19 protein-coding genes are annotated in these 21,725 nt (G+C 38.3%); 8 read left to right on the top strand and 11 right to left on the bottom strand.

Annotation, left to right across the window (positions count from 1 at the left end; translation table 11 throughout):
* Nucleotides 1-45 precede the first annotated feature (45 nt).
* The 7 genes from E0E32_RS01040 (at nt 46) to E0E32_RS01010 (ending at nt 5,445) form a co-directional block, all read left to right on the top strand.
* Nucleotides 46-345, top strand: coding sequence for an alpha-helical endospore appendage domain-containing protein (locus tag E0E32_RS01040; protein ID WP_066186838.1), 300 nt, complete (start codon nt 46-48; stop codon nt 343-345).
* 143 nt (nt 346-488) lie between these two features.
* Nucleotides 489-890 carry an alpha-helical endospore appendage domain-containing protein gene (locus E0E32_RS01035; protein WP_235817440.1) on the top strand — a complete coding sequence of 134 codons (402 nt, stop codon included), beginning with the start codon at nt 489-491 and terminating at the stop codon, nt 888-890.
* 25 nt (nt 891-915) lie between these two features.
* On the top strand, nt 916-1,428 hold the full coding sequence (locus tag E0E32_RS01030) for a hypothetical protein (protein WP_130858698.1): 513 nt from the start codon (nt 916-918) through the stop codon (nt 1,426-1,428).
* Nucleotides 1,406-2,425, top strand: coding sequence for a glycosyltransferase family 2 protein (locus E0E32_RS01025; protein WP_066186834.1), 1,020 nt, complete (start codon nt 1,406-1,408; stop codon nt 2,423-2,425). Before E0E32_RS01030 ends, E0E32_RS01025 begins: the two co-directional genes overlap by 23 nt.
* 17 nt (nt 2,426-2,442) lie before the next feature.
* The gene (locus tag E0E32_RS01020) at nt 2,443-3,507 is read left to right on the top strand and encodes a polysaccharide pyruvyl transferase family protein (protein WP_130858697.1); all 1,065 of its coding nucleotides are present in this window, start codon (nt 2,443-2,445) and stop codon (nt 3,505-3,507) included.
* An 18-nt stretch (nt 3,508-3,525) separates the two neighbouring features.
* A complete protein-coding gene (locus E0E32_RS01015; protein WP_130858696.1) occupies nt 3,526-4,473 on the top strand; it encodes a glycosyltransferase in 948 nt (315 codons plus the stop codon).
* An 84-nt stretch (nt 4,474-4,557) separates the two neighbouring features.
* Complete coding sequence (locus tag E0E32_RS01010; protein ID WP_130858695.1) at nt 4,558-5,445, top strand: CgeB family protein; 888 nt, start codon at nt 4,558-4,560, stop codon at nt 5,443-5,445.
* Between the two features lie 99 nt (nt 5,446-5,544).
* Here the strand turns inward: E0E32_RS01010 and uppS are convergent, their stop codons facing one another.
* From uppS to E0E32_RS00995, 3 genes are all read right to left on the bottom strand, one after another.
* A complete protein-coding gene (gene uppS / locus E0E32_RS01005; protein ID WP_286171608.1) occupies nt 5,545-6,324 on the bottom strand; it encodes a polyprenyl diphosphate synthase in 780 nt (259 codons plus the stop codon).
* A gap of 79 nt (nt 6,325-6,403) precedes the next feature.
* Entirely contained in the window at nt 6,404-7,054 is a 651-nt protein-coding gene (locus E0E32_RS01000; protein ID WP_130858694.1) for a hypothetical protein, read from the bottom strand.
* Nucleotides 7,055-7,092: 38 nt separating this feature from the next.
* Nucleotides 7,093-7,737: an NUDIX hydrolase gene (locus E0E32_RS00995; RefSeq protein WP_130858693.1), complete on the bottom strand. Its 645-nt coding sequence runs from the start codon at nt 7,735-7,737 to the stop codon at nt 7,093-7,095.
* Between the two features lie 305 nt (nt 7,738-8,042).
* Here E0E32_RS00995 and E0E32_RS00990 point away from each other — a divergent pair, with 305 nt between their 5' ends.
* Nucleotides 8,043-9,893 carry a choice-of-anchor I family protein gene (locus E0E32_RS00990; RefSeq protein WP_165444913.1) on the top strand — a complete coding sequence of 617 codons (1,851 nt, stop codon included), beginning with the start codon at nt 8,043-8,045 and terminating at the stop codon, nt 9,891-9,893.
* Between the two features lie 787 nt (nt 9,894-10,680).
* Here E0E32_RS00990 and E0E32_RS00985 read toward each other — a convergent pair.
* The 8 genes from E0E32_RS00985 to E0E32_RS00950 form a co-directional block, all read right to left on the bottom strand.
* Nucleotides 10,681-11,730, bottom strand: a complete 1,050-nt coding sequence (locus E0E32_RS00985) for a polysaccharide pyruvyl transferase family protein (RefSeq protein WP_130858691.1) — start codon at nt 11,728-11,730, stop codon at nt 10,681-10,683.
* Nucleotides 11,731-11,806: 76 nt separating this feature from the next.
* Nucleotides 11,807-12,898: a glycosyltransferase gene (locus E0E32_RS00980; RefSeq protein WP_130858690.1), complete on the bottom strand. Its 1,092-nt coding sequence runs from the start codon at nt 12,896-12,898 to the stop codon at nt 11,807-11,809.
* A 326-nt stretch (nt 12,899-13,224) separates the two neighbouring features.
* Nucleotides 13,225-14,664: a sulfatase family protein gene (locus E0E32_RS00975; RefSeq protein ID WP_130858689.1), complete on the bottom strand. Its 1,440-nt coding sequence runs from the start codon at nt 14,662-14,664 to the stop codon at nt 13,225-13,227.
* Between the two features lie 119 nt (nt 14,665-14,783).
* Nucleotides 14,784-15,731, bottom strand: coding sequence for a glycoside hydrolase family 43 protein (locus E0E32_RS00970; RefSeq protein ID WP_130858835.1), 948 nt, complete (start codon nt 15,729-15,731; stop codon nt 14,784-14,786).
* Nucleotides 15,732-15,792: 61 nt separating this feature from the next.
* Entirely contained in the window at nt 15,793-16,686 is an 894-nt protein-coding gene (locus E0E32_RS00965) for a carbohydrate ABC transporter permease (protein WP_066186809.1), read from the bottom strand.
* Between the two features lie 39 nt (nt 16,687-16,725).
* Entirely contained in the window at nt 16,726-17,670 is a 945-nt protein-coding gene (locus E0E32_RS00960) for an ABC transporter permease (protein WP_066187375.1), read from the bottom strand.
* Between the two features lie 97 nt (nt 17,671-17,767).
* Nucleotides 17,768-19,342 carry an extracellular solute-binding protein gene (locus tag E0E32_RS00955; protein WP_066186807.1) on the bottom strand — a complete coding sequence of 525 codons (1,575 nt, stop codon included), beginning with the start codon at nt 19,340-19,342 and terminating at the stop codon, nt 17,768-17,770.
* 183 nt (nt 19,343-19,525) lie between these two features.
* Entirely contained in the window at nt 19,526-21,532 is a 2,007-nt protein-coding gene (locus E0E32_RS00950; RefSeq protein ID WP_130858687.1) for a glutaminase family protein, read from the bottom strand.
* Nucleotides 21,533-21,725: the final 193 nt, after the last annotated feature.

Raw genomic sequence — 21,725 nt, 5'->3', positions numbered from 1 at the left:
AATGGTACCGCAATAACAAATCCATAAAGAAATGAGGAAAACCACTTGTCACAAGCGAATATTCCTAATATTACACCCGAGATTTCCATTGACCGAGATGATGTGATTAATCTCTTGTTAGCTTCGATCGCCTTAGAAGAACTAGGCTTAGCACATATTATTAATGCCGAAGGAGAAAAAATCCAGTATGTACTAGGCACGCTAACAACCCCGCCTAATACAATGGTCGAATTAGATGATTTACTAAGCATTAATGATAATGTCCAGTCCACCTTAGAGGTGGTCCTAAAGAAAGAATTATTACTACAAACCAAGTTAAAAAACATTATCGATATCTTGGAATAACCTGGACTTTTATTCAAGAAAAATTTTCTCGATAAACTGTTCACTAAATCAACGTAAGAGACGTAAGATAAATCAAATGCAGATAAGAGCCTACTTTTTCTAACAAAAGAAAGTAGTGTTTGATAAAGCAAGGAGGAAAAAAGATGTCAATGCCAAATATCCCTAACATTACACCAACCGTATCCTTAACCCGTTGTGAAACCATTGACTTACTATTATCATCTATTGCACTTGAAGAAATTGGCTTATCCCATATATTAAATGCCGAAGGAGAAAAACTTCAAGCTTTCTTAAAAAACCATGATCATTGCCTGCAAGACTACGTAAAAATAAATCATAGTGTAAACCAAACATTGCGAACGGTAGTTAAATCGCAAATGTTACTCCAGTTTAAGCTCGAAGATGTTGCAGATCTAGACGACTGCGGTTGTGACGAAGGTAAACAAAAACCGAAAAAGCCGGACTGCAATAATTTCCATGAACAACTCCGTTCTAAAGACAGACCTGCTAAACACAAGGGTCATGATCATCATCCCAAAAAATAACGATAATCAAAGGAGGAAATGTAAGATGAGCTCTGTACGATCAACTATCCAACAAGACTTTTGCAGAAGTGAGGCCAACTATACCGCATACACCTTAGCCTTCTTACATTTTCTATTCCGATATTTGCAAGAGTTAACCAACGATAACCTTTCCACACAAGAAAAAAAGCAAATAGAAAAACAATTAGTGTGTTCTCTCCACGTGATTGGAGAGCTCCACCACCACCTCTTGAAAAGAAAAAATCTGTTAGATTCACAACTAAATCTTCTTCCTAATACACCCGATCCTGATCCATCCGATAATGAAGCATTACAGCAGCAATTGCTGCGTTTTAAAAAACTACTTACTGTTCATCGTTTTCAATTGGCTCCAGACAAACAACAATGTCTAACGATTGTCAATCATTTACTAAACCACTATCAGGCCATACCTATTATTAATCAATCCCCCTCTTACGTACCATGGGTTGATCAAAATGTATCAGGTTCACTTTGGAAGAAGGAGAGTGGCAAGCATGACACAGCCAGTATCGATTAGTTTGTGTATGATCGTTAAAAACGAGGAAGCGTTTATAAAAAAATGCTTGGAAAGTGTTCAGTCATTAGTCGATGAAATGATTATTGTCGATACAGGATCAACCGATCAAACCCTTTCTATTTGCGATACCTTTGAGGCAAAAGTTTTCCCTTATACCTGGGATGACCATTTTGCCAATGCGAGAAATTATGGTTTGCAGCAAGCAACAGGGGACTGGATTCTGTGGTTAGATGCGGACGAACAATTAGATCACAGCAAGACAACTAATTTAACGGAAACCTTACAAACTACCAAGGCACTAGCTCTCTCACTTCCTGTCATTAATTACATCGGAGATCAATTAGAAGATATGAATCAGCAGGCTTATTTATACTACCAGCCTCGCCTTTTTCGTAATCATCAGGCGATTCGTTTTGTCGATCGCATTCATGAGACACTTCAAATTCCTAGTGAAACCATCATTACTTATCCAGATCTCTCCATCCATCATTTTGGCTATATTCAAGAAATACAACAACGCAAAAACAAGGCAAAACGCAATAAACAATTATTAAAGAAAGAATATGTCAATGACCAGCACAACCCTTGGACGGAATATCATTTGGCGAGTGAATATTATCGCGAGCAAGATTATCAAGAGGCATTTGACTACATTAATCAATCCTTATTACAGTTTCTCTTATCTGGTAAAAAACCACCAGCCCTTTTATATAAAATGAAATATGACATCCTGTTGCGTACCAATAGTTTAGATCAGGCATTAACCGGTATTGAGAAGGCACTGCAATTATATCCTGATTATGTCGACTTACATTATTACAAAGGTTGTATCTTATTCGAACAAGAAGCGTATGCCAGCGCCTTAACAAGCTTTGATCAATGCTTAACACTAGGCGAAGATCATCCGGACTATCTCGTTTTAAAAGGAGTGGGAAGCGATATGGCACAACAATGGAAGGATGCCTGCTTAGCTAAACTCAAGGAAAAAGATCAATAATATCAGGAGGTTGTCCTATGAAACATGTGTTATATATTGGCTGGATTGGTTATCACAATTTAGGTGACGAACTCATGTTTGATTTATTTAAACAGCAATTTTCTCAATTAGGAGAGGACTATAAGCTAGATACCGTGAATAATGAAAAAAGATACCTCGATAATGCACGTATTGCGGACTATGATTTAATCGTACTTGGTGGCGGCTCGATTCTTAGCGGGCCAGATCAATTGATTCAGCCCTATATTATAGAAACCCTCTATCGGGCCTTGCAACTAAATAAGAAGGTGATGATCTGGGGCTCAGGAATAGATTGGGTGCCACAATCTTATATCGCCCTCGATGCCCCAATCACATGGCAAGCATCGAAAGAGTTAAAACAAAAAACGTCCACTGTTTTCAAGGAAAGTGTCTGGACTGGCGTAAGAGGTCCACTTACCCATCAAGTATTGCAACAATGTGGTATTAACGATTCGATTGAGGTGGTCAGCGGTGATTCTGCCTTTTTATTGGAAAAGGGGGCTACTAAAGAACAGAAAGAGAATATAATTGGTGTTAACTGGGGAACTTCCTATCAGAATATCTATGGTTATGATGAAATCACACTGGAGAATCGTCTAGCTTCTGCCTTAAATCAATTAATTGCCAAAGGTTATAAGATTTATTTCTATCTCGTATGGCAGGCTGATCTAGATGTAACGAAACGTCTCTGTCAAAAAATATCCAACCAACAGGCGATTACCTTAGATGAAAAAATCTACTATCAAGATGATTTAATAGCATTAATGGATCGCTTCTCCTTCACCATTAATTTTAAATTACATGCTAATTATTTATCATTAGCTGCACAGGTTCCATTTATCGCTCTAGGCTATCGTTTTAAAATATATGACTTTGCTGCTTCGATTGATTTAAGTGATATGGTCATTGCAACAGACGACAACCAGCTTGCTGATAAAATTCTTTCACTTGAACAGCAAATCACCACGAATCAAGAGAATATTGTTGACACGATGCGACAGTACCAGCAAATGTATCAAAAAAAGCTTGTTGCACCTTTCCAACAGGGACTTTATCTTTAAGAGTAAGGAAGCGTGATCATGAAGAAATTAAAAATTTTATTTGTTACTCGAAATGATCGTGAATACATCGTGCCCGCCTCCCATTACTTTATCGAGGAATTGGGCAAGTTAACCAATCTACATGTCACACACCAGTCAGGGGATATCAACAAACTGGTTGCAGAAATGGAGGAAAAACCAGACTTTATTTACATTAACGATTACCTGGAAAATGGCTCTCCTGTTGTAAAAAACCTAAAACAACTGAAGCTACCATTCGCTGTAGGCCTTCATGATCTCCACTATCAGAAACCTTACCGAAAGGCGATGCTGAAAAAAGAGGAAGTTCAGCATATTTTCACCTATTATCGTGATAAGTTTCTGCAATGGTATCCTGAATTCTCAGAACAGATGCACTGGTTGCCTCACCACGCCCATAGTGATATTTATTGTGACTATCACCAGAATAAGGACATCGATGTATTAATGATGGGATCTTTATTAGAAGACTATTATCCTCTTCGGGTCTTAATGCAAAAACGTCTGGACAGGCGCCCTGGATTTGTCTATCACTCTCATCCAGGTTATCGTAATGTCCAACAGCAAGAGAATAACGTCTATGTGGGTACTAGCTATGCCAAAGAATTAAACCGAGCCAAAATCAGCCTCACTTGTGACTCTGTTTTCAAATATCCATTAATGAAATACTTTGAAATTACGGCGTGTAACACGCTTCTGTTAGCACCTTATTCCAAGGAATTAGGTGATTTAGGTTTTATACCAGGTGTAAACTTTGTCTCCATTAATGAACAAGATTTTGAAGAGAAAATGGATTATTACTTAGAAAATGAAGCAGAAAGGCAAATGATTGCGCACAATGGCATGTATTTATCACAACATCGCCATTCCACCAAGCAGCGAGCGCAAGACTTTTTAGATGAAGTGGTGACTATTTTAACAGAAAAACCCCCATCTTCTCTGATCTAAAGACAGATAAACATACGCTTTTCCACTTGAACCATACACTAAACAAGATAACAGCTTTTATGCAGAAAGGACTGTATCGACAAAGTGGAAAAGCGTAAAATACTCATGTGTTACGGCAAGACAAATTTCACGCCTGGTCGATATCTAGAGGAAGGGTTGCGCGCAATCGGAATCCATGTCGATGTATTTCAAGATAGTATTGACTTTAATCAAGTTGACTGGAGACAATACCTCGCAGTATTATTTGTAGAAAGTCCTTCCAAACCACCTGTACGCGTCAAACATATCAATCAGGTAACCATTCCGAAACTCTTCTGGGTTCACCACGGTGAAAATCGTTTAGTCACCAATAGACAATTAGCGGCACAATATAAGCCTGACCTTATCTTAATGGCACATTCCTTACATTTGGCAAAGCATTTTGTAGTGCCCGTACATTTCTTTCCATTTGCCATGGCCAAAGACGTCTTTAATAACAGCAAAACCTTAATGGATCGACCTACTGACATTTCCTCTGTAGGTACGTTAGATCCTGTCTATTATCAACGGCGCAAGCGGGCAATTGCTCGTCTAAAGGAACAATTCCAGTCTACCTACCAAATGTCTTTTCATAAACGTGTTTTCTTAGACGAATTAGCGGCGACTTACCGTGACAGCAAACTAGTTGTTAACCATACCGCTGATCATATCAAAAGCCTTAATATGCGACTTTTTGAAGGGGTTGGCTGTGGCGCCCTTGTCCTTAGTGATTACGTGCCAAAAATGGAAGAAATATTTACTCCGGACAAACATCTCGTGCTTTTCGATAACCATAACGATCTATTGGAAAAGGCAGATTATTATTTAAACCATCTCGATGAGGCACAAACGATTGCTTCCTCTGGGTATCGCCATCTTTTAACCAAACACACATACGAACACAGAGCGCAGGAGTTGTTAGATAAAATAGAGGAAGTGAAGGAAAAACAATAAGCAAGATACAAAACGTGAATAGCCCTAAAAGAAGCCATTGTTTGATGACAATTGATTCTATTAGGGCTATTGTTTTTTAGCATAGAAGAGACTTTGAAGCTATTTTGCTTTACGAATATCATACTCTTCCATTGCCTTCATCAATAACTTTGCATTAAAACTGGGCCAATACTTTTTTGTAAACCAAATCTCAGAACTAGAAATCTGCCAGAGCAGAAAATTGCTTATTCTCAAATCCCCACCCGTTCTTATGATTAATTCAGGGTCTTCCACCCCTTTGGTATACAAATAATTTGTAAATGTCTCTTCTGATATATTAAGGATGGTTTCCTTTGATTCATTGATTAGTATCTGTTTAGCCGCTTGAAGAATATCTTTTCTTCCGCCATAGTTTAATGCAAAATGAACATGCATACCATTATTTTTAGATGTTTTCTTTTCTGCTACTTTTAATAATTCCACGGTTTGAGGTGGCAGGCTGTTTATATCTCCAATGAAATTTATCTTTATATTCTTTTTATGATAAACCTTCAATATTTCACTTTTGAAAATTTCCGATGGTAAATCCTTGATTAAATAATCTACCTCTCCTCCGGGGCGTTTCCAATTTTCTGAGGAAAAAGCATACAGCGTTAAATGTTTAAGTCCCATTTTATGACAGTCCTCTATGATATTTCTTAATGCCAGCATCCCTGCATAATGCCCAATGGATCTTGGAAAACCTCTATTCTTTGCCCACCTTCCATTCCCATCCATGATGATTGCAATATGTTTAGGAATGGTCATATCTAATTTATTGATGGTATGAAACGATGAAAACATCGAGAAAAAAAGCCATACTATTTTTTTATATGCTTGAAATATTAATTGGTGAAACATCATATTCGCCTCCTTAAGGAAACTTTACATTCAAATAATATATGACTGTACATGCTGTAGACGTACTAGGATTGATTTCTTATTTGCCAATTTTAATAACTTCATTTATTTCTAAATCAATCAATCTGGTACTAGTATCTGACTTAGAAATAAAAAGTGCTTCCCCATTTTTATTTATACAATAAGCAATTGGTATGGAAATCCCACAGTTTCTAAATGAACCGTCGGCATGACTGGTTCCAATTATGTAACAATTATGCTTAATAGCCGTTTTCTTTGCATAATCAATCCAGTCATTAAATTGATTTTCACTAAACATCCCCGTTCCGATAGGATGAGCAATAAAATCAATGAAACAATCCCCAGCAAACCCTTCCACTCCTTTTAATATTTCCATACAAAGAATATAACCGATAGTACCCTTACTTGTCTGCACTACTATAGGTTCTAAAAGATTATTCTTATGTATTGGTGTTTTAGCTCGATCAAGTACTTTTTTTCCATTGTTGTCAATAATCAAACCACGGTCTTTATTTTGATTATCTTTATATCCCGTAATAATTATCGTTTCTGTTCTTACCGCAAGATTACTGATCTCTTCTAATAAATCTTTATCCTGAAGGTAACCTTCTGGAAATAACAAAATATCTACATTTGGTAAGGTATCCAGTTCTTCCTTCAATTGATTCAGACTATTTTCTTGTTTTGGTTGTCCTACAAGTATTTTCAATTTCATTTATCTCCTTAGTCATTTTCACCTATAAAAGCTTATTCCACTCTACTTATAACTGTATATGGTCTTACTGTAAAATGCTCTAAAGGAATAGAAGAAGAGGACATCGCATCCAACATTCTACTCTGGAAATTGCCTCTTGTTACATACTGACACATATTGTTTTTACTGATTGTGAAGAATCCACAATCTTGTATCTCATTTGATTGAGTACTTAATTGTCCATCTAGATATTGGCCCGCAAAAACGAATACTATATGCCTTTTGGTTTCATTAGTATAGACACCAGTAATCCCACTTAACGTTACCTCAACACCTGTTTCTTCTTTTATTTCCCTCTTACAGGCTTCGTCTATACTTTCCCCCTCCTCTACTATACCGCCTGGCATTTCATACGTATCCGATCTCCATTCCGTTTTTACTAGTAATACTTCCCCTTGTTTATTTTCAATCCATCCACAGGCTGCAAGAGAATACTTACTATCAAAATAATCACCTGTAGAATGTAAAAATTCTTCCTTTTTTTCTAGTATGACTTGATCAATGGAATGCTTGTTTTTCTGAGCTAGTTGAAAAAGAGGATCGTCTTTTACCTTTTGTTGAATAGCATAATAATCATCCATATCTTTATATTCCCATATCGCTTCTACTTTTTTTTTCAATATTTGTCCATCTGCCAACTAATTTCGCTCCATTTTTCATCTGATTAGGTAACAAATAGGAATGAAAATAATTATTAAAAGATTCATATTTATCAGCGTTTATTTTATAGGTCCTTTTGCGATAAATCACAGCTCTCTACTCCTTTTCATGATAAAACATTTATCCTTTTTTAGTTTTCTTTATATCATATAATTGTAAGCGTTTTACAAAATAATCGCAATCCTTGGATTAACCTTTACAAAAAATTAACCCAGATTTTACAGCCATTTATTATTCCAATGCTATGATTAGTGTAGCAATTAACAAAGAGGTGAAAACGGAAATGAAAAAAACATTATTCTATTTATTCATCACCATCACTACCCTAGCAGTTTCACCACTAACTTCAATGGCGAGTGATAATTCTTCAAACGAAGCATTGACCGATCTCTCACTTTACAATGGAGCAACGAAAGAAAGTTTACCCATCGAACTAACCGGACGATACATAAGTGGCGCCGAGTATGGAGCTGGAGGAGCAGAAATTGTGGCTTACGATGAAAGAAGCCATCAAATATTTTCTGTTAATGGCGATGAACAATCCATCGATATTTTAGATGGAGAATCATTAATAGACGATCAGCCTTTTACGGATATTCCTCTTAAAGAACGATTACTAATGGAAGATTTGGATCCTTCTTTGTCGAATGTTTCTGATTTAACAAGTATTGCGGTCCATCCAAACGAAGATATCATTGCAGTAGCTATAGTAGCCGATCCGAAAACAGATCCTGGTCATGTCCTTTTTCTAACAAGTGCTGGTGATCATCTTGCAACAGTTGAAGTTGGCGCCCTGCCAGACATGGTTACATTTACACCAGATGGAGAACAATTACTGGTTGCCAATGAAGGGGAACCAAACGAAGACTATAGTGTAAACCCGGAAGGATCCGTTTCGATTATTAATATTAGCCAAGGCATAGAGGAGACAGATATCGCTACGGCTGGATTTTCGGATGAAATCGTTGATGCTGACGTACGCAAAGTCCACCCTGAGGCAAGCTATCCAGAAGATCTGGAACCAGAATATATTGCTATAAAAGAAGACAGCTCCCTAGCTTATGTGGTCTTGCAGGAAAATAATGCAATAGCAACTCTTGATTTAGAGGATAATACTTTTACAAGTGTACAATCGCTTGGTTATAAGGATCATTCAGAACACGGAAATGGAATGGACGCTTCTAATGAAGACGGTAAAATAAATATCCAGAACTGGCCCGTATTAGGAATCCACCAGCCAGATGCGATAACACTCTATGAAACGAATGGAAAAACATATATTATTACCCCGAATGAAGGGGACGCACAAGACTATGATCGTTTTTCAGAAGAAGCGCGTGCAGCCGAGCTTGAAGATAATGTAACCTTTCATGCAGATTTATTTTCAGGATACACGCAAGAAGAATTAGATCAACTCGTTGCAGACGATCTATTCGCTGATGAAAACCTGGGACGTTTGAACGTAACCACTTCTGCACCAACGAATGAGGAAGGCCACTATGAAGCTCTTTACGCGTTTGGCGGACGTTCCTTTTCGATTTTCGATGCCGATACGATGGAACTTGTTTTTGATAGTGGTGATGCATTCGAACAAAAAATAGCGGAAATCAACCCGGATTTATTTAATAGTGACCATGAGGAAGACGCATTCGATGACCGCAGTGATAACAAAGGTCCCGAACCAGAAACCGTCGAACTTGTGGAAGTAGATGGGAAAACGTATGCTTTTATTGCGCTTGAACGGGATGGTGGTTTGTTTGTCTATGATATTACCAATCCAGCAAATGCCAGCTATGAAGCGTATTTCTCCACACGTGATATAGATGGTACGGGTAAAACAAGTGATATTGCACCTGAAGGACTAACATTTGTTCCAGCAGACAGAAGCCCTAACGGCGAAGCAACGCTCCTAGTCAGCTATGAAGTCACGGGAACGGTCGCCTCATTTACTGTAGGGAGTGATGTTGCAAATACGGAGTCTGCTGACGATGACTTAGTTCATACCGTCAAACCAGGCGAAACCCTGTTTGAAATTGGATTACGTTACAATTATTTATGGACGACACTCGAACAAACGAATGATTTTGAAAACCCTGATTTGATTTATCCAGGTGAACAGCTGATGATCAAATAAGAAAAACCGGGCAAAATTCGTCCGGTCCTTTACGAATAACTAAAAGTAGCCACAGAACTGCCGATAAGATGGATTATGTAAAGTAACCCACTTTCTGGAGTGGTAAGTTTGATCGTTTTATCTGTGCAAAGCAAGCGCTGCGGGAATAGGCTACGCTTTCCATGGGGCCGGCTTCAGCTAACTAAAAAGAAAAGCACTTTTTAGTGGATCTTCAGCTCGTCCTAGTCCCATAGGAGTCTCCGCATATTCCCTCCGCTAGTTTGGAGTACAACAATGGTTGTTACTGCTAGAATGAAGGGTTCTAGGTACCTAGACAGTATTGTAGCAAAAGGAGAAAATCGTCAACTTATTTTTCGGATATGTCATGGATCACGCTACAAAATGGTTCTTTCATTTATAAAAACCACAATGTATGATCGCATCATTCTCTCAACAAATTTATCTAGCATGGTGATGGTGCCTAGAATGCTACATCCTAGCAGTCATTCGATTGTAGTCCTACTACCTAGCGGAGGAAATAGGTGGAGACTCCTGCGAGAAAAGCGCAGTGTGAAGACCCCGCAGGAAGCGATCTTTGCTGACGAGGAGGCTGAGCCAAGCTCGCGGAAAGCGGAACCTATTTCCGGAGCGTTTCCTAGCACAGACAAACAATCAACTTTACTACATGGAATAATGGAACTAGATACTTTACATCATCTATCTTATCGGTACCACCATTCGTTCAAGATCAAAATCGGTCCACATCCTATCATACTCAGAATTCTATACTTTTTTATTTATTTAGCGATTATATCATTTTCTCCTTAAATACCTGTTCAATCTTTGGTTGATAGTAAGCTTGTTTATCTTGATAAGTCTTGATATATGTCTCCCGCCGTTGTGTGACTTTCGTGACTAATGGAATAAGATCTTGAGCGATATTGGCATTAGCAGTAGAAAGAACTAAGTTTTCTAAACCAAATGAGGCATACATATCAAAGACTTTAAAGCGATAGCCTAGTGCAATAGCCGGTGTACCTGCAGCAAAAGATAGTAGATTCGGATGCAATTTAAAATTAATCGTTAGCTGACAACCGGATAGTTCGCTCATTAATTCTTGTTCACTATACCGTTTCTTTTCAAAAAAAACGGCATCTTCTCGGTCGATTTTCTTCTGCAAACGTCGGCAGGCTGCAAAGTCTTGATCCCATACCGCATAAATAAAAATCTGATAGCCTGCAGCAATTAATTGTTGGGAAACAAGAACAAGCTGATCCTCTAATGCTTTTTCATTACCTCCATACAGCTGATTATTGGTCGTACCCCAGTTAATCCCAATGGTTTTCGAATGGAGTTTCTTAGGATTCTCTACTTGCAATAAAACACCAGGATCACCAATTACAGGAATCGTCTCTATACCCGTTAACGTCTCCAATACCTTTTTGGTATAGGGACCTCTGACTCCTGCAAATGTGGCGGCATGCAATACCTCCTTCAGCATGGGAACCTCTTCTCCACGAAAACGCGAAATAGACGGTATGTTTTCTCCTTTTCGAAGCTGGTCGAGCTGCGTTTCCGTAATACGATCGATACCACTTCCCCATATGATAATGTTTTTCCCCTGTTTCACTGCCTTATATAAAACAGATATATAGCTTGGTGCAATCAAGGAGCCTCCACCTAAAACGATTGTGTCATACGGTTCCAACTGATTAATATTAACCGTTGGGAAAGCCGGTACAACGGTCATTTTTTCTGGTGCCAGATACTTCTCTTGCAATGTTTGAAAGGCATGCCACAAGAGATCGTCACCTAAGTTGTGATAACCGATCCAGCCAATATACAATACCTTCCTCATGCCATCACCACCTTTTTTATAATATGATCATCCACAGAAAGGAACCCTTTTCTGCTATAGCGAAAAGGGCTGCGGCCTATTGATTCTTCTTCGCATATTCTTTGAAAAATTTCTCATTATATAGCACTTGTGTATCTTGGGGCCGATACGTTTTCGCCTTGCTATTATGCTCTATGGCACGATCCTGATCACCAATTTGCCAATAACACACGCATAATTGCAGGTGTGGATACCATGTTGCATAACTTTGTTGGTAAAACCCTTGACTGTCGCTGATATCAACATCTACGGCTAATCGATACCAAATAATCGCCTTTTCAAATTTGTTTTTTTCTTTATACAAATCTCCAATACGGCAAGAGACCTCTGGCCGCGGCACATCATAGGTGATCGACATCACTAATGACTCAATCTCTTTTTCTGGATTACCTAGACTCCGGTAACAGGCGGCCATGTTAATACAGGCGCGGATCTCATCCTCGATCCATCCCTTTTTCGTTGCCAGGAATTCACGATAATAGATGGCAGCCTTTTGAAATAAACGATGATCCTTCAGTTCATTTGCGTAATAAAATAAATCGCGCGGACTAAATTTCTCTCCTTGCTTTAGTCGTTTTTCATATATCTTTAAATTACGATCTTTTGGCACAGAATCTTTCGTTTTATCGGACTTACGGTGAGCAACAGCAATATCGGATGAAATAATATGTCCATATACCTCGAGATATTCATGGACCGGGCCTATCCATTGAAAATTCTTTTCTCGTTTGACCAGTCTGTTTCTGCGATAACTAAAGGTTGGGGTGTTGTATTCATCAAAAGCAATATGATATAGCATCGAAACAGCATCTTCTGTCCCATCTAGTTCTGCTTTTAATTGTCTTAATTTTTCTTGATCTTCCTTTTCTAACATATCATCAGCATCAAGCCAAAGAATATAATCACCATGAGCCTGGCTGAATGCAAAGTTTCTTGCCGCTGAAAAATCATCGATCCATTCAAAATCAATAACCTGCTCGGTGAAATCCTGCGCAATTTCCTTTGTTTTGTCCGTAGAACCGGTATCCACGATAATCACTTCATCACAAATTGGCGCCACACTGTCTAAGCATTGCCGCAATACTTCCTCTTCATTTTTTACAATCATACATAAACTAATCTGCATCATAAAAAGCACACCACCAATGATAAGATATAGTAATATATGATGGATAGGGAAATTGTGAAACCTTATGAAGAGAAAATAGGTTATAAGAAGTTGTTCAAAAAGCCCAATAAAAATGACGCATCGAATTTCTGCGTTGGCGATATAGGAACTTCTACTAAGACCGCCCACGTCCTGTAGGCAACGCAGCAGTCAACACATCCTGCGTGAGTCTGTTCCTCACGTATGAAAAGCATACGTTCCGGTACTCAAAACTGCACCGCCTTGAACTTCTTGGTCCTTTTCATCAGGCTTTTTGAACGCGCACTATAACGATAGAAGATATCCATTTACCACGGTGATTGTCTTAATGGTAGCGGATCGGCTGTTTCTGCCATTCGATCACATAAGCGTTGGAATAGCGTCATCTTTATTGTTTGATAAGCAGAGTGATCCCAAATGTTTTCCACTTCATTTGGATCATCCTTCAAATGATACAATTCACCTGTTTTGTCACCGTGATATGAGACCAGCTTATAATCTTCATTCCTTACCATGGTTGCATGAGTTATGTTTTTTTTATCTTTCAAATTTACGTTGTAGTATTCACAATAGACATCATTGCGATAGGAATAAGCTAGATCTTCTTTTACGAGCACAGGCCATAACGATTGTCCTTGCATACCCTCATATATTGGCTCACTTGCTGCTTCTAATAATGTAGGAGCAAGATCCACCAGTTCAATCAAATGATCGATTTTTTGACCTTCTCTTATTTTTGCAGGCCAGGAAACAAGGAATGGAACTTTTACAGATCCTTCATAAAAATGAGGCCCTTTTAAATAGATACCATGATCGCCCAATAATTCACCGTGGTCAGACATAAAAATAATCATCGTGTTATCTATTTGTCCTGTCTCTTCTAATGCTGCTATCATTCGGCCTACCTGGTCATCAATTAAATCAATCATCGCCCAATAAGCAGCCCGAAGCATGCGATGATCATGCTCGTTCATTTCAGAATAAGCTAGATGCCCTTTCATTCCATAGGCACCTTCATGGTCAACTTGTTGATAGATGGGCTTATGGTCAAGCTCATTTTTCGTATAGTTTCGTAATGGAAGCTCCTGCAATCGATCAAGGTAACGCTGTAGATACTGTTTGGGTGGATTGAATGGGTGATGTGGATCAAAAAAATTAACAGAAAATAGCCATGGTTTATCAGCGTTTTTATTCGCTTCCATAAATTGAATAGCTTTTTCTGCACACCACGTGGTTTGATGATCCTCCACCTCAGGCCCATATTGAACATATGAACATGTTTCTAATGATTGCGGTTTAAATTCCTTTCCTTTTTCCTGAAGCCATTGTGTATATTCATTAGTAGGCCAATCTGGCTGTGGGTGATGCGACCAATGAAACTGCGAATACCCGTCATCAATCCTAGCTTCTTCCTCTGGTGCTACCGACGGATGACAAGGTGAAATATGCAGTTTTCCTGATAAACCACACTTATACCCTGCATCTGCTAGCAATTTCGTAACTAATACTTCATCATTTGAAATCGCTTGGCCATTTTGACGGCAGCGATTCGTTCGCGGATAACGACCAGTAAGAAAGCTGGCACGACTTGGCGTACATACAGTACTCTGACTATAGCAATTTTCAAATAGTACCCCCCTTTCAGCCAGTCGATCTATATGAGGGGTTTTGACAAATTCATTTCCGTAACACCCTAATGAATCAAAACGTTGTTGATCCGTACATATCCATAAAATATTTGGTTTCATTTCTACCACCTCTTTGACCTTTTTTCAGAATATTCCTTCATCATATATCCAGAAATAATTTATCGAATGGCGTGTGGAATAAGACGACGCTTACTATATTACCTCTATCTCAGGTTACCTCACTCCCCGGACGGTACAGCAATAGGAATTTCAGTGGCTACAGGAATGCCAAAATTAGGAGACCCATCTGCATTCCACGTGAATTTTTGGATACGAGTACTTCGTTTTTGAGCTCCACCATCTGATTCCGAGATAGCATGATAAATAATCCAATCCTCGGTTCCATCAGGAGACTGCGTAAAGCCATTATGTCCTGGAGCAAACACTTGATTTTCTTCACTTTTCTTAAATACAGGCTGGTCAGATTTTGCCCATGAGTGTGGATTTAATAGATCTAATTCCATCGATGCAGTTAACATACCTAGACAATAATCATCAGACCAGGTAGTACTGGCAGAATATATCATAAATAATTGATTATTCCGCTTTAATAACACCGGTCCTTCGTTAATAGCCATTCCACCTTGTTTTTCCCAATCAAATTCTGGCTTTGATAGCAATACTTCTGCTCCCTTTAATGTCCAGGGATTTTCCATTTCAGAAATATATAATGCAGATCCGTAATCTGGAAAATTACCATACCCAGCATAAATAAAATACCATTTATGCTGATGTTCAAAAACAGTACCATCCAAACCGGGGTGATCAGTATTGACAAAGCCCTTTTCCCTCCATTCTCCAGTAAATGGATCAGAAGTATTCTCCAGAACAAACACTTTTCTTGTTTGGTCCCCACCTTCACCATCATTGGCAGTAAAATACACATACCAAACATCATTTATCTTATGAATCTCAGGTGCCCAAATATTGGCACAATTAATTCCTTTTTCCGGTGCAGTCCAAATCGTTTTATGGTCTCCCTGTGCAATTCCACTTAATGTTGTTGATTTCCATAATTCAATCTTGGTTCTCCTTGTCACCATAAAATAATAGACATCCTTGTCCTTCCATACCCAAGGGTCCGCTCCTAAATGATCTAATAATGGGTTTTGAAATGTATTTTCCATCACAAACTCACACTCCTATAATAATTGTTTTTCAATGTACAAATCTGATACTACTCTCTACTTACCCCTTAATCGAGCCAATCATAACCCCTTTCACAAAATGCTTTTGAACAAAGGGATACATAATTAATACTGGTAAACTAGCAACGATGATTAAGGCATACTTTATACTTTCACCCAAAAGCAGCTTATCTCCTAAACCAAAACTATCAAGACCATCTGTCGCACTTGCTTGTGTCACCAAAAGAATCTCTCGTAAGACAAGCTGTAAAGGATAGAGCCCATCATCTCTAAGATAGATGAGTGCATTAAAGAATGCATTCCAATGACCTACTGCATAAAATAGGATCATTACCGCCAATATTGGCTTAGATAATGGTAAAATGATCTTCCATAGCATATGAATATTGTTACAGCCATCTATCATAGCAGATTCCTGAATTTCCCACGGGATACTGGATTGGAAATAGGTTCGCATAACAATTAAATTATAGGTAGCTATAGCATTGGGAATCATCATCGCCCACATCGTATCCACCAGTCCCAATTCTTGTACGATTAAAAAGGTTGGAATTAATCCCCCACTAAAGAACATCGTAAATGTAATAATAAACATAAAGAGGTTTCTTCCTGGTAAATCGCGTCTTGAAAGTGGATAAGCTGCCAATGTTGTTAATACAATATTAATAAACGTTCCACCGACTGTGTAGATAATCGTATTTTTATACCCATTCCACACCTCTCCATTTTTCAGAATTTCCGTATACGCATCTAGTGAAAAATCCACAGGAAACAGCCACATCTCACCATTCATCACTTTTTCAGGATTGCTAAATGACGCACTGACAACAAAGATTAATGGATAAAGTACAATGATCAAAATAATGGCAGATATAATAACTACAGCTATATCAAACCATTTATCATCTGAAATTTTTCGGGAGTTTCCTCTCATCTCCCTTTCCCCCTTCCTGTCAAATAAAATTAAATCTCCTTACCAAAGACTAGTCTCAGCTTTTTTCTTTGCTACATGATTAATCAAGATTAACAGCGCAAAATTAATAATAGAATTAAATAAACCAATAGCTGCACTATAACTGTAATTACCATTAAGAATCCCGCTTCTATATACAAATGTCTGGATCACATCACTAGCTTCCATGTTCAAATTGTTCTGCATTAACAATATTTTTTCAAAGCCGACATTCATAAAATTACCGATATCCAAAATGAGTAAGATAACAATCACCGGTAATAATCCTGGCAAAGATACGTGTAGAATTCTTTGCAGCCTGCTAGCTCCATCTATTTTGGCCGCCTCATATAATTGAGGATCAATCCCACTTAAGGCAGCAATATAAATAATCGATTGCCAGCCTGCACTTTGCCAAATACCAGAACTGATTAGTACCGATTTAAACCACTCAGGTCTTTCCATAAATGCAATCGGTTCAATTCCCAGAGAATTAAGGATGGTATTGATAAAACCACCATTAGGATCAAGAAATAGATTTAGCATTCCTACAATAACTACTACAGATATAAAATGAGGGACATATGTAACATTTTGAACTACTTTTTTTAACTTATTACTACTAATTTCATTGACTAACAACGCAAGCATAATTGGAATGGGAAAAGCAAAAAGTAAGGATAATAAACTAATCGATATCGTATTCCAAATAATTCTGCCAAAGTAATAAGAATCAAAAAATCGAATAAAGTGTTCCAAACCGACCCATTCACTTCCCAAGAAACCAAAAGCAGGATTAAAATCTTTAAAGGCAATCTGTAAGCCGTACATTGGTACATATTGAAACACAATATACCATGTTAATGGCAGCAGGAGCATTAAATATAAATCGTACCGCTTAGCAATACCCATCCACGTTCTCTTTGCTTTGGATGCAGGTTTAACCTGATAATTAAGCCCTTCCATTTCCGTTTTTGTTTTACTCATACATAGCACGCCCTCTCCACTTCATCATTAAAAGGGAATCATTAGGCACAAATGAACATGTGCCTAACGACAAGAATTAATCTTTATATTGCGTATCATAAGCCTCTTGATAAATTTCAATTAATCGAGACAGACCCATATTTTCAATCGTTGATACATAATCATCCCACTGATCAAAACTCATATCACCATTAATAAACTTAGCAGTACTTTCATTATAGTAGGCATCCATATCTTGACGAATCTGTTCCACTTCTTCTGCCGTGTCTACATCAAACAACGGAGGTCCGTAGATAATCTCCGGCAAATAATCATCCAGTTGTTTCTGAGCTTCTTGTACAGCTGGCGGATTAATCCCGGAAGCATTGTATTCTGTAATATATTGAGGAGCGCCCCCGCCTGGATATGGAGTGAAATCACCAATAGCTACACCATAACCACGTGGGTCATCATAAATTTCATCACTATATTCAGGAAGACCTTCTTCATCGTAATAAAATGTTTCGTCCTCAATTCCATACCTAAACATAATCGAACCTTCTTCACTAAAGAAATAATCTAACCATCTAATAGTTGCAGCAGGATGCTCATTATTGGATGTAATGGCAAAGGTACCGAAATCTCTAGCAATTGGTCCAGAAGGCTGTATTTGGTCTCCGTGGGGTCCTTTCACTGGTGAAATCCCTATATACTCCCACTCTTTCGCTTGATCATTCAAATCATTTGCTTGTATATGAGACATACCAATTTTACCAGCAGCTACTTTCCCCATATAATCGGCTTGGTTATGCGTCAATACTTCCCGATCTAATAACCCTTCGCTGTATAGCTGATTTAAAAACTGTAGCAATTCTTTATATCTATCACTGGTTTTCCAAAATTGCACTTCATCGTTTTCAATATTAATCGTATTACCCATTTGATGTAACAATCCCCATGAACCGCCTATGGTGTTGATTAATGAATATAAATTTCTTTCCGTTAATGGTATTTCATCCTGCTCACCATTCCCATTCGGATCGTCATTTTTAAAAGCGGTGAGCACTTCAATCAGTTCATCAGCGGTGGTAGGTTCGTCCAGACCTAATGTATCTAACCAGTCTTTATTAACCCAAAATTTCTCATTACGGGCAGCATCCAATTCTATAATGGCAGGTAAGGCATAGATATGACCGTCTGGTGCAGTAATAGATGATTTGATTTCTGGATACTGTTCAAAAAGAGCGGTTAAATTTGGCGCATATTCATCGATTAAATCCTCCAGTGCGATGAATATCCCGGATGAACCATATTCCACTGCTTGCGTTTGGGAAAGACTTGCCTTATAGAAAACATCAGGTAGCTCACCAGAAGCTAACTCCAAGCTTTTTCTCTCATCAAAATTATCTTGCGGAACATCATCCCATTCCACCTTGATATTGGTCATATCTGCATACTCTTGAAAAACCAACATATCTTCATAAGGTCCATTCTGTGGGGAACGTCTCGCAAAAAACTCTAGACTGATCTCTTCATCGACAATGGGAAATCCTTCTTCATTAAGTGTTTCAGGGGTACTTTCACTTTGCTCTTCATTGGTTTGTTTCGAGCAGCCAATCATAATCAAAACGCCCAAAATAAACATACACATAAGTCCAATACTTTTTTTCATATTTTTTCCTCCATGGTATTTCTGTCTTTTTCGATAATAACTTCTCGACATTTAATAGAAACACTGATAAATAAAATTCTTAAAAGAAAATCACCCCCTAAATATTTCTAAATCACTATCAACTTTCTAATTTTTACATCTCATGCTGTATGCTCATACCTGTTACAAGGTATAAAGATCACTTCACTTCGGCTCATCCATACGGTCAGCCAACAACTTAATGAACAATCCCCCTACAACAGATCGATTTTTAAATCCAGCAATTCTGCCATCGATGGTATAGTACCAATCTGTGAACGGCACTCGTGAATCTGTTTCATTTAGAAAATCCCAAATAGGATTGATTAATTGTTGAAAATCTGTTTTTTCCTCGGCCAGTGTTGCTGCCCATATTAGCCAGTCCGCCTTGGTATATGTCTTTCGATTGTCTAATGGCGTTCCGTATGGATTACTTTTACGCAAATACCAAGCAACCTCTTTCTTTTTCAAGTCTTCTGAAAATAAATTTAATTGAAATAGGTTATCCCAAACCAAATTGTACTTCAAGCTCCATGTACCTGGTGTATCAAATGTAAGACGATAATGGTCGTCATCTCGGGCCATTGATTCCCATTGACTAGCCATTTCTTTTGCCTTTTGAAGATATTCCACTCCTTCCTCATTGCCCATCCAACCTGATAAGAATCCATAGCTGGCAATTCCAATAATGGCTTTAATGGAAAGGTTCGCATTATGTGCCAGATGTCCGCCAAAATCATCCGTACATAACTGATTACCAGGATCCATTCCATATTCTATTAAATAATTGGCCCATTGCTGCAATAACCCCCAGTAATCAGAAGCAAAACTCGTACTTTGTTCTGCCCAACATACTGCCGCAGTCATAATCAACATATTTCCACATTCTTCTATTGGCATTTGCCTTTTTAGTTCCATTCCATATGCCTGACCTTCTGCAACTGGATATCTGCCAATATCATGAGGGGCAAATTCATACGGCCAAGCTTTTGAATCTGCATATTGAAAAATTGGTCTTAACATCCCTCTGACTAATTCCGTATTGTATAGGAGAAATAGTGGCATTGATGGATAACTCACATCAACCGTCGCTAAACAGCCATTACTATTATTTTCTTTTGATAAAAATAGTATCTCTCCATTTTCATCTGCAACTAATTTGTGGGCCGCAATTGCTTGACGATAGGATAATGCTAGAATATCCGCATATTTCTCACCTCCTGCTTCTTTAGCATTAGCAATCATTTCATTATTAAAGCGATTACATTTTTCCGTAATTACTGAATATTCACGAATAGATGCGAGCACAACATCTTCAAAGCTTTGCCCATTTCTTGCCCAATAACCTGGCAAGTGTTTGTTAAAATACTCAATGGCATACACATCATCATAAGCCACTATCAAATAATTTGAGACTTCTTTAACCCCTACTTCCCCATAATCTAGTACACTAGCAAGTATAGGCATATCATGATCAACCGCTCGAGGAAAATGTTGGTCATCTGTTTCAGGTAATGTTTTCCATTCGATAAATTGATCACGTATGTCTACGGATCCAATAGCAGTTGTAGCTGCTGTACCATCTGGTATAACAAGGGTTGCATATCCCCAATCCACACGAATCATATCACCCTTACGTTTTAAAACTTCTTGTTTTTCCGTACCTACTTGAAGAAGCTGACTTCCATCCTCCAGTCGATTTCTTGAAGTCACTACTTCCTGAATTGGAACATCTACTGCAAGTTCACTCGTAATGTCGTAGTAAATATTCACATGATGATTTTCACCATCGTTTGAACAAGCCTTCACCGTAATATAAGAAGTAGGTCTGGCCATCACATCAAGGTCATCTAACAACAATGGTGTTGTAAAATTAACAGTGAGCGTGATTCCGCCTGCTTCAAATGTATAAATACTAGACAGCGGCTTAATCGTCAGATCCGTCTGCTGCATGGCCGGAGCATTCAGTGATTTAAAATCACTACGGCGATCATATCCCCCCATAAACCGCCATACCTTTCCGTCAATCACAGCCAACCCTACCATGCCATGGGTTGCCCCGGTCCAATGAATTGTTTCTGCTGCATGTAATTGATTGGCGTTTGACCAAATACTAAAATATGGATCAATGGTTGCCAACGGTACTGCAGGTGGTCTTAATTTGTTTGCCATTCTGTTAACCTCATTTCCTCGATAATTATAGTGATTCCCATTTTATTGTTAGTATCCATTTAACTATTATTAATACCCGAGCTTATGATCCAGCTGTCCACCCACCCCCTTCACATTTATTTGTTCAACAACAAAGATATTGGATATCGCTTTCATTACTTTGAATAACGGTTTTCCATCTGCTTGTTCATAT

It is taken from the genome of Gracilibacillus phocaeensis (assembly GCF_900626275.1).
Lineage (GTDB): Bacteria > Bacillota > Bacilli > Bacillales > Amphibacillaceae > Gracilibacillus > Gracilibacillus timonensis.
Note: the sequence above shows the minus strand (reverse complement) of the source record. Positions and strands in the feature narration are given on the sequence as shown.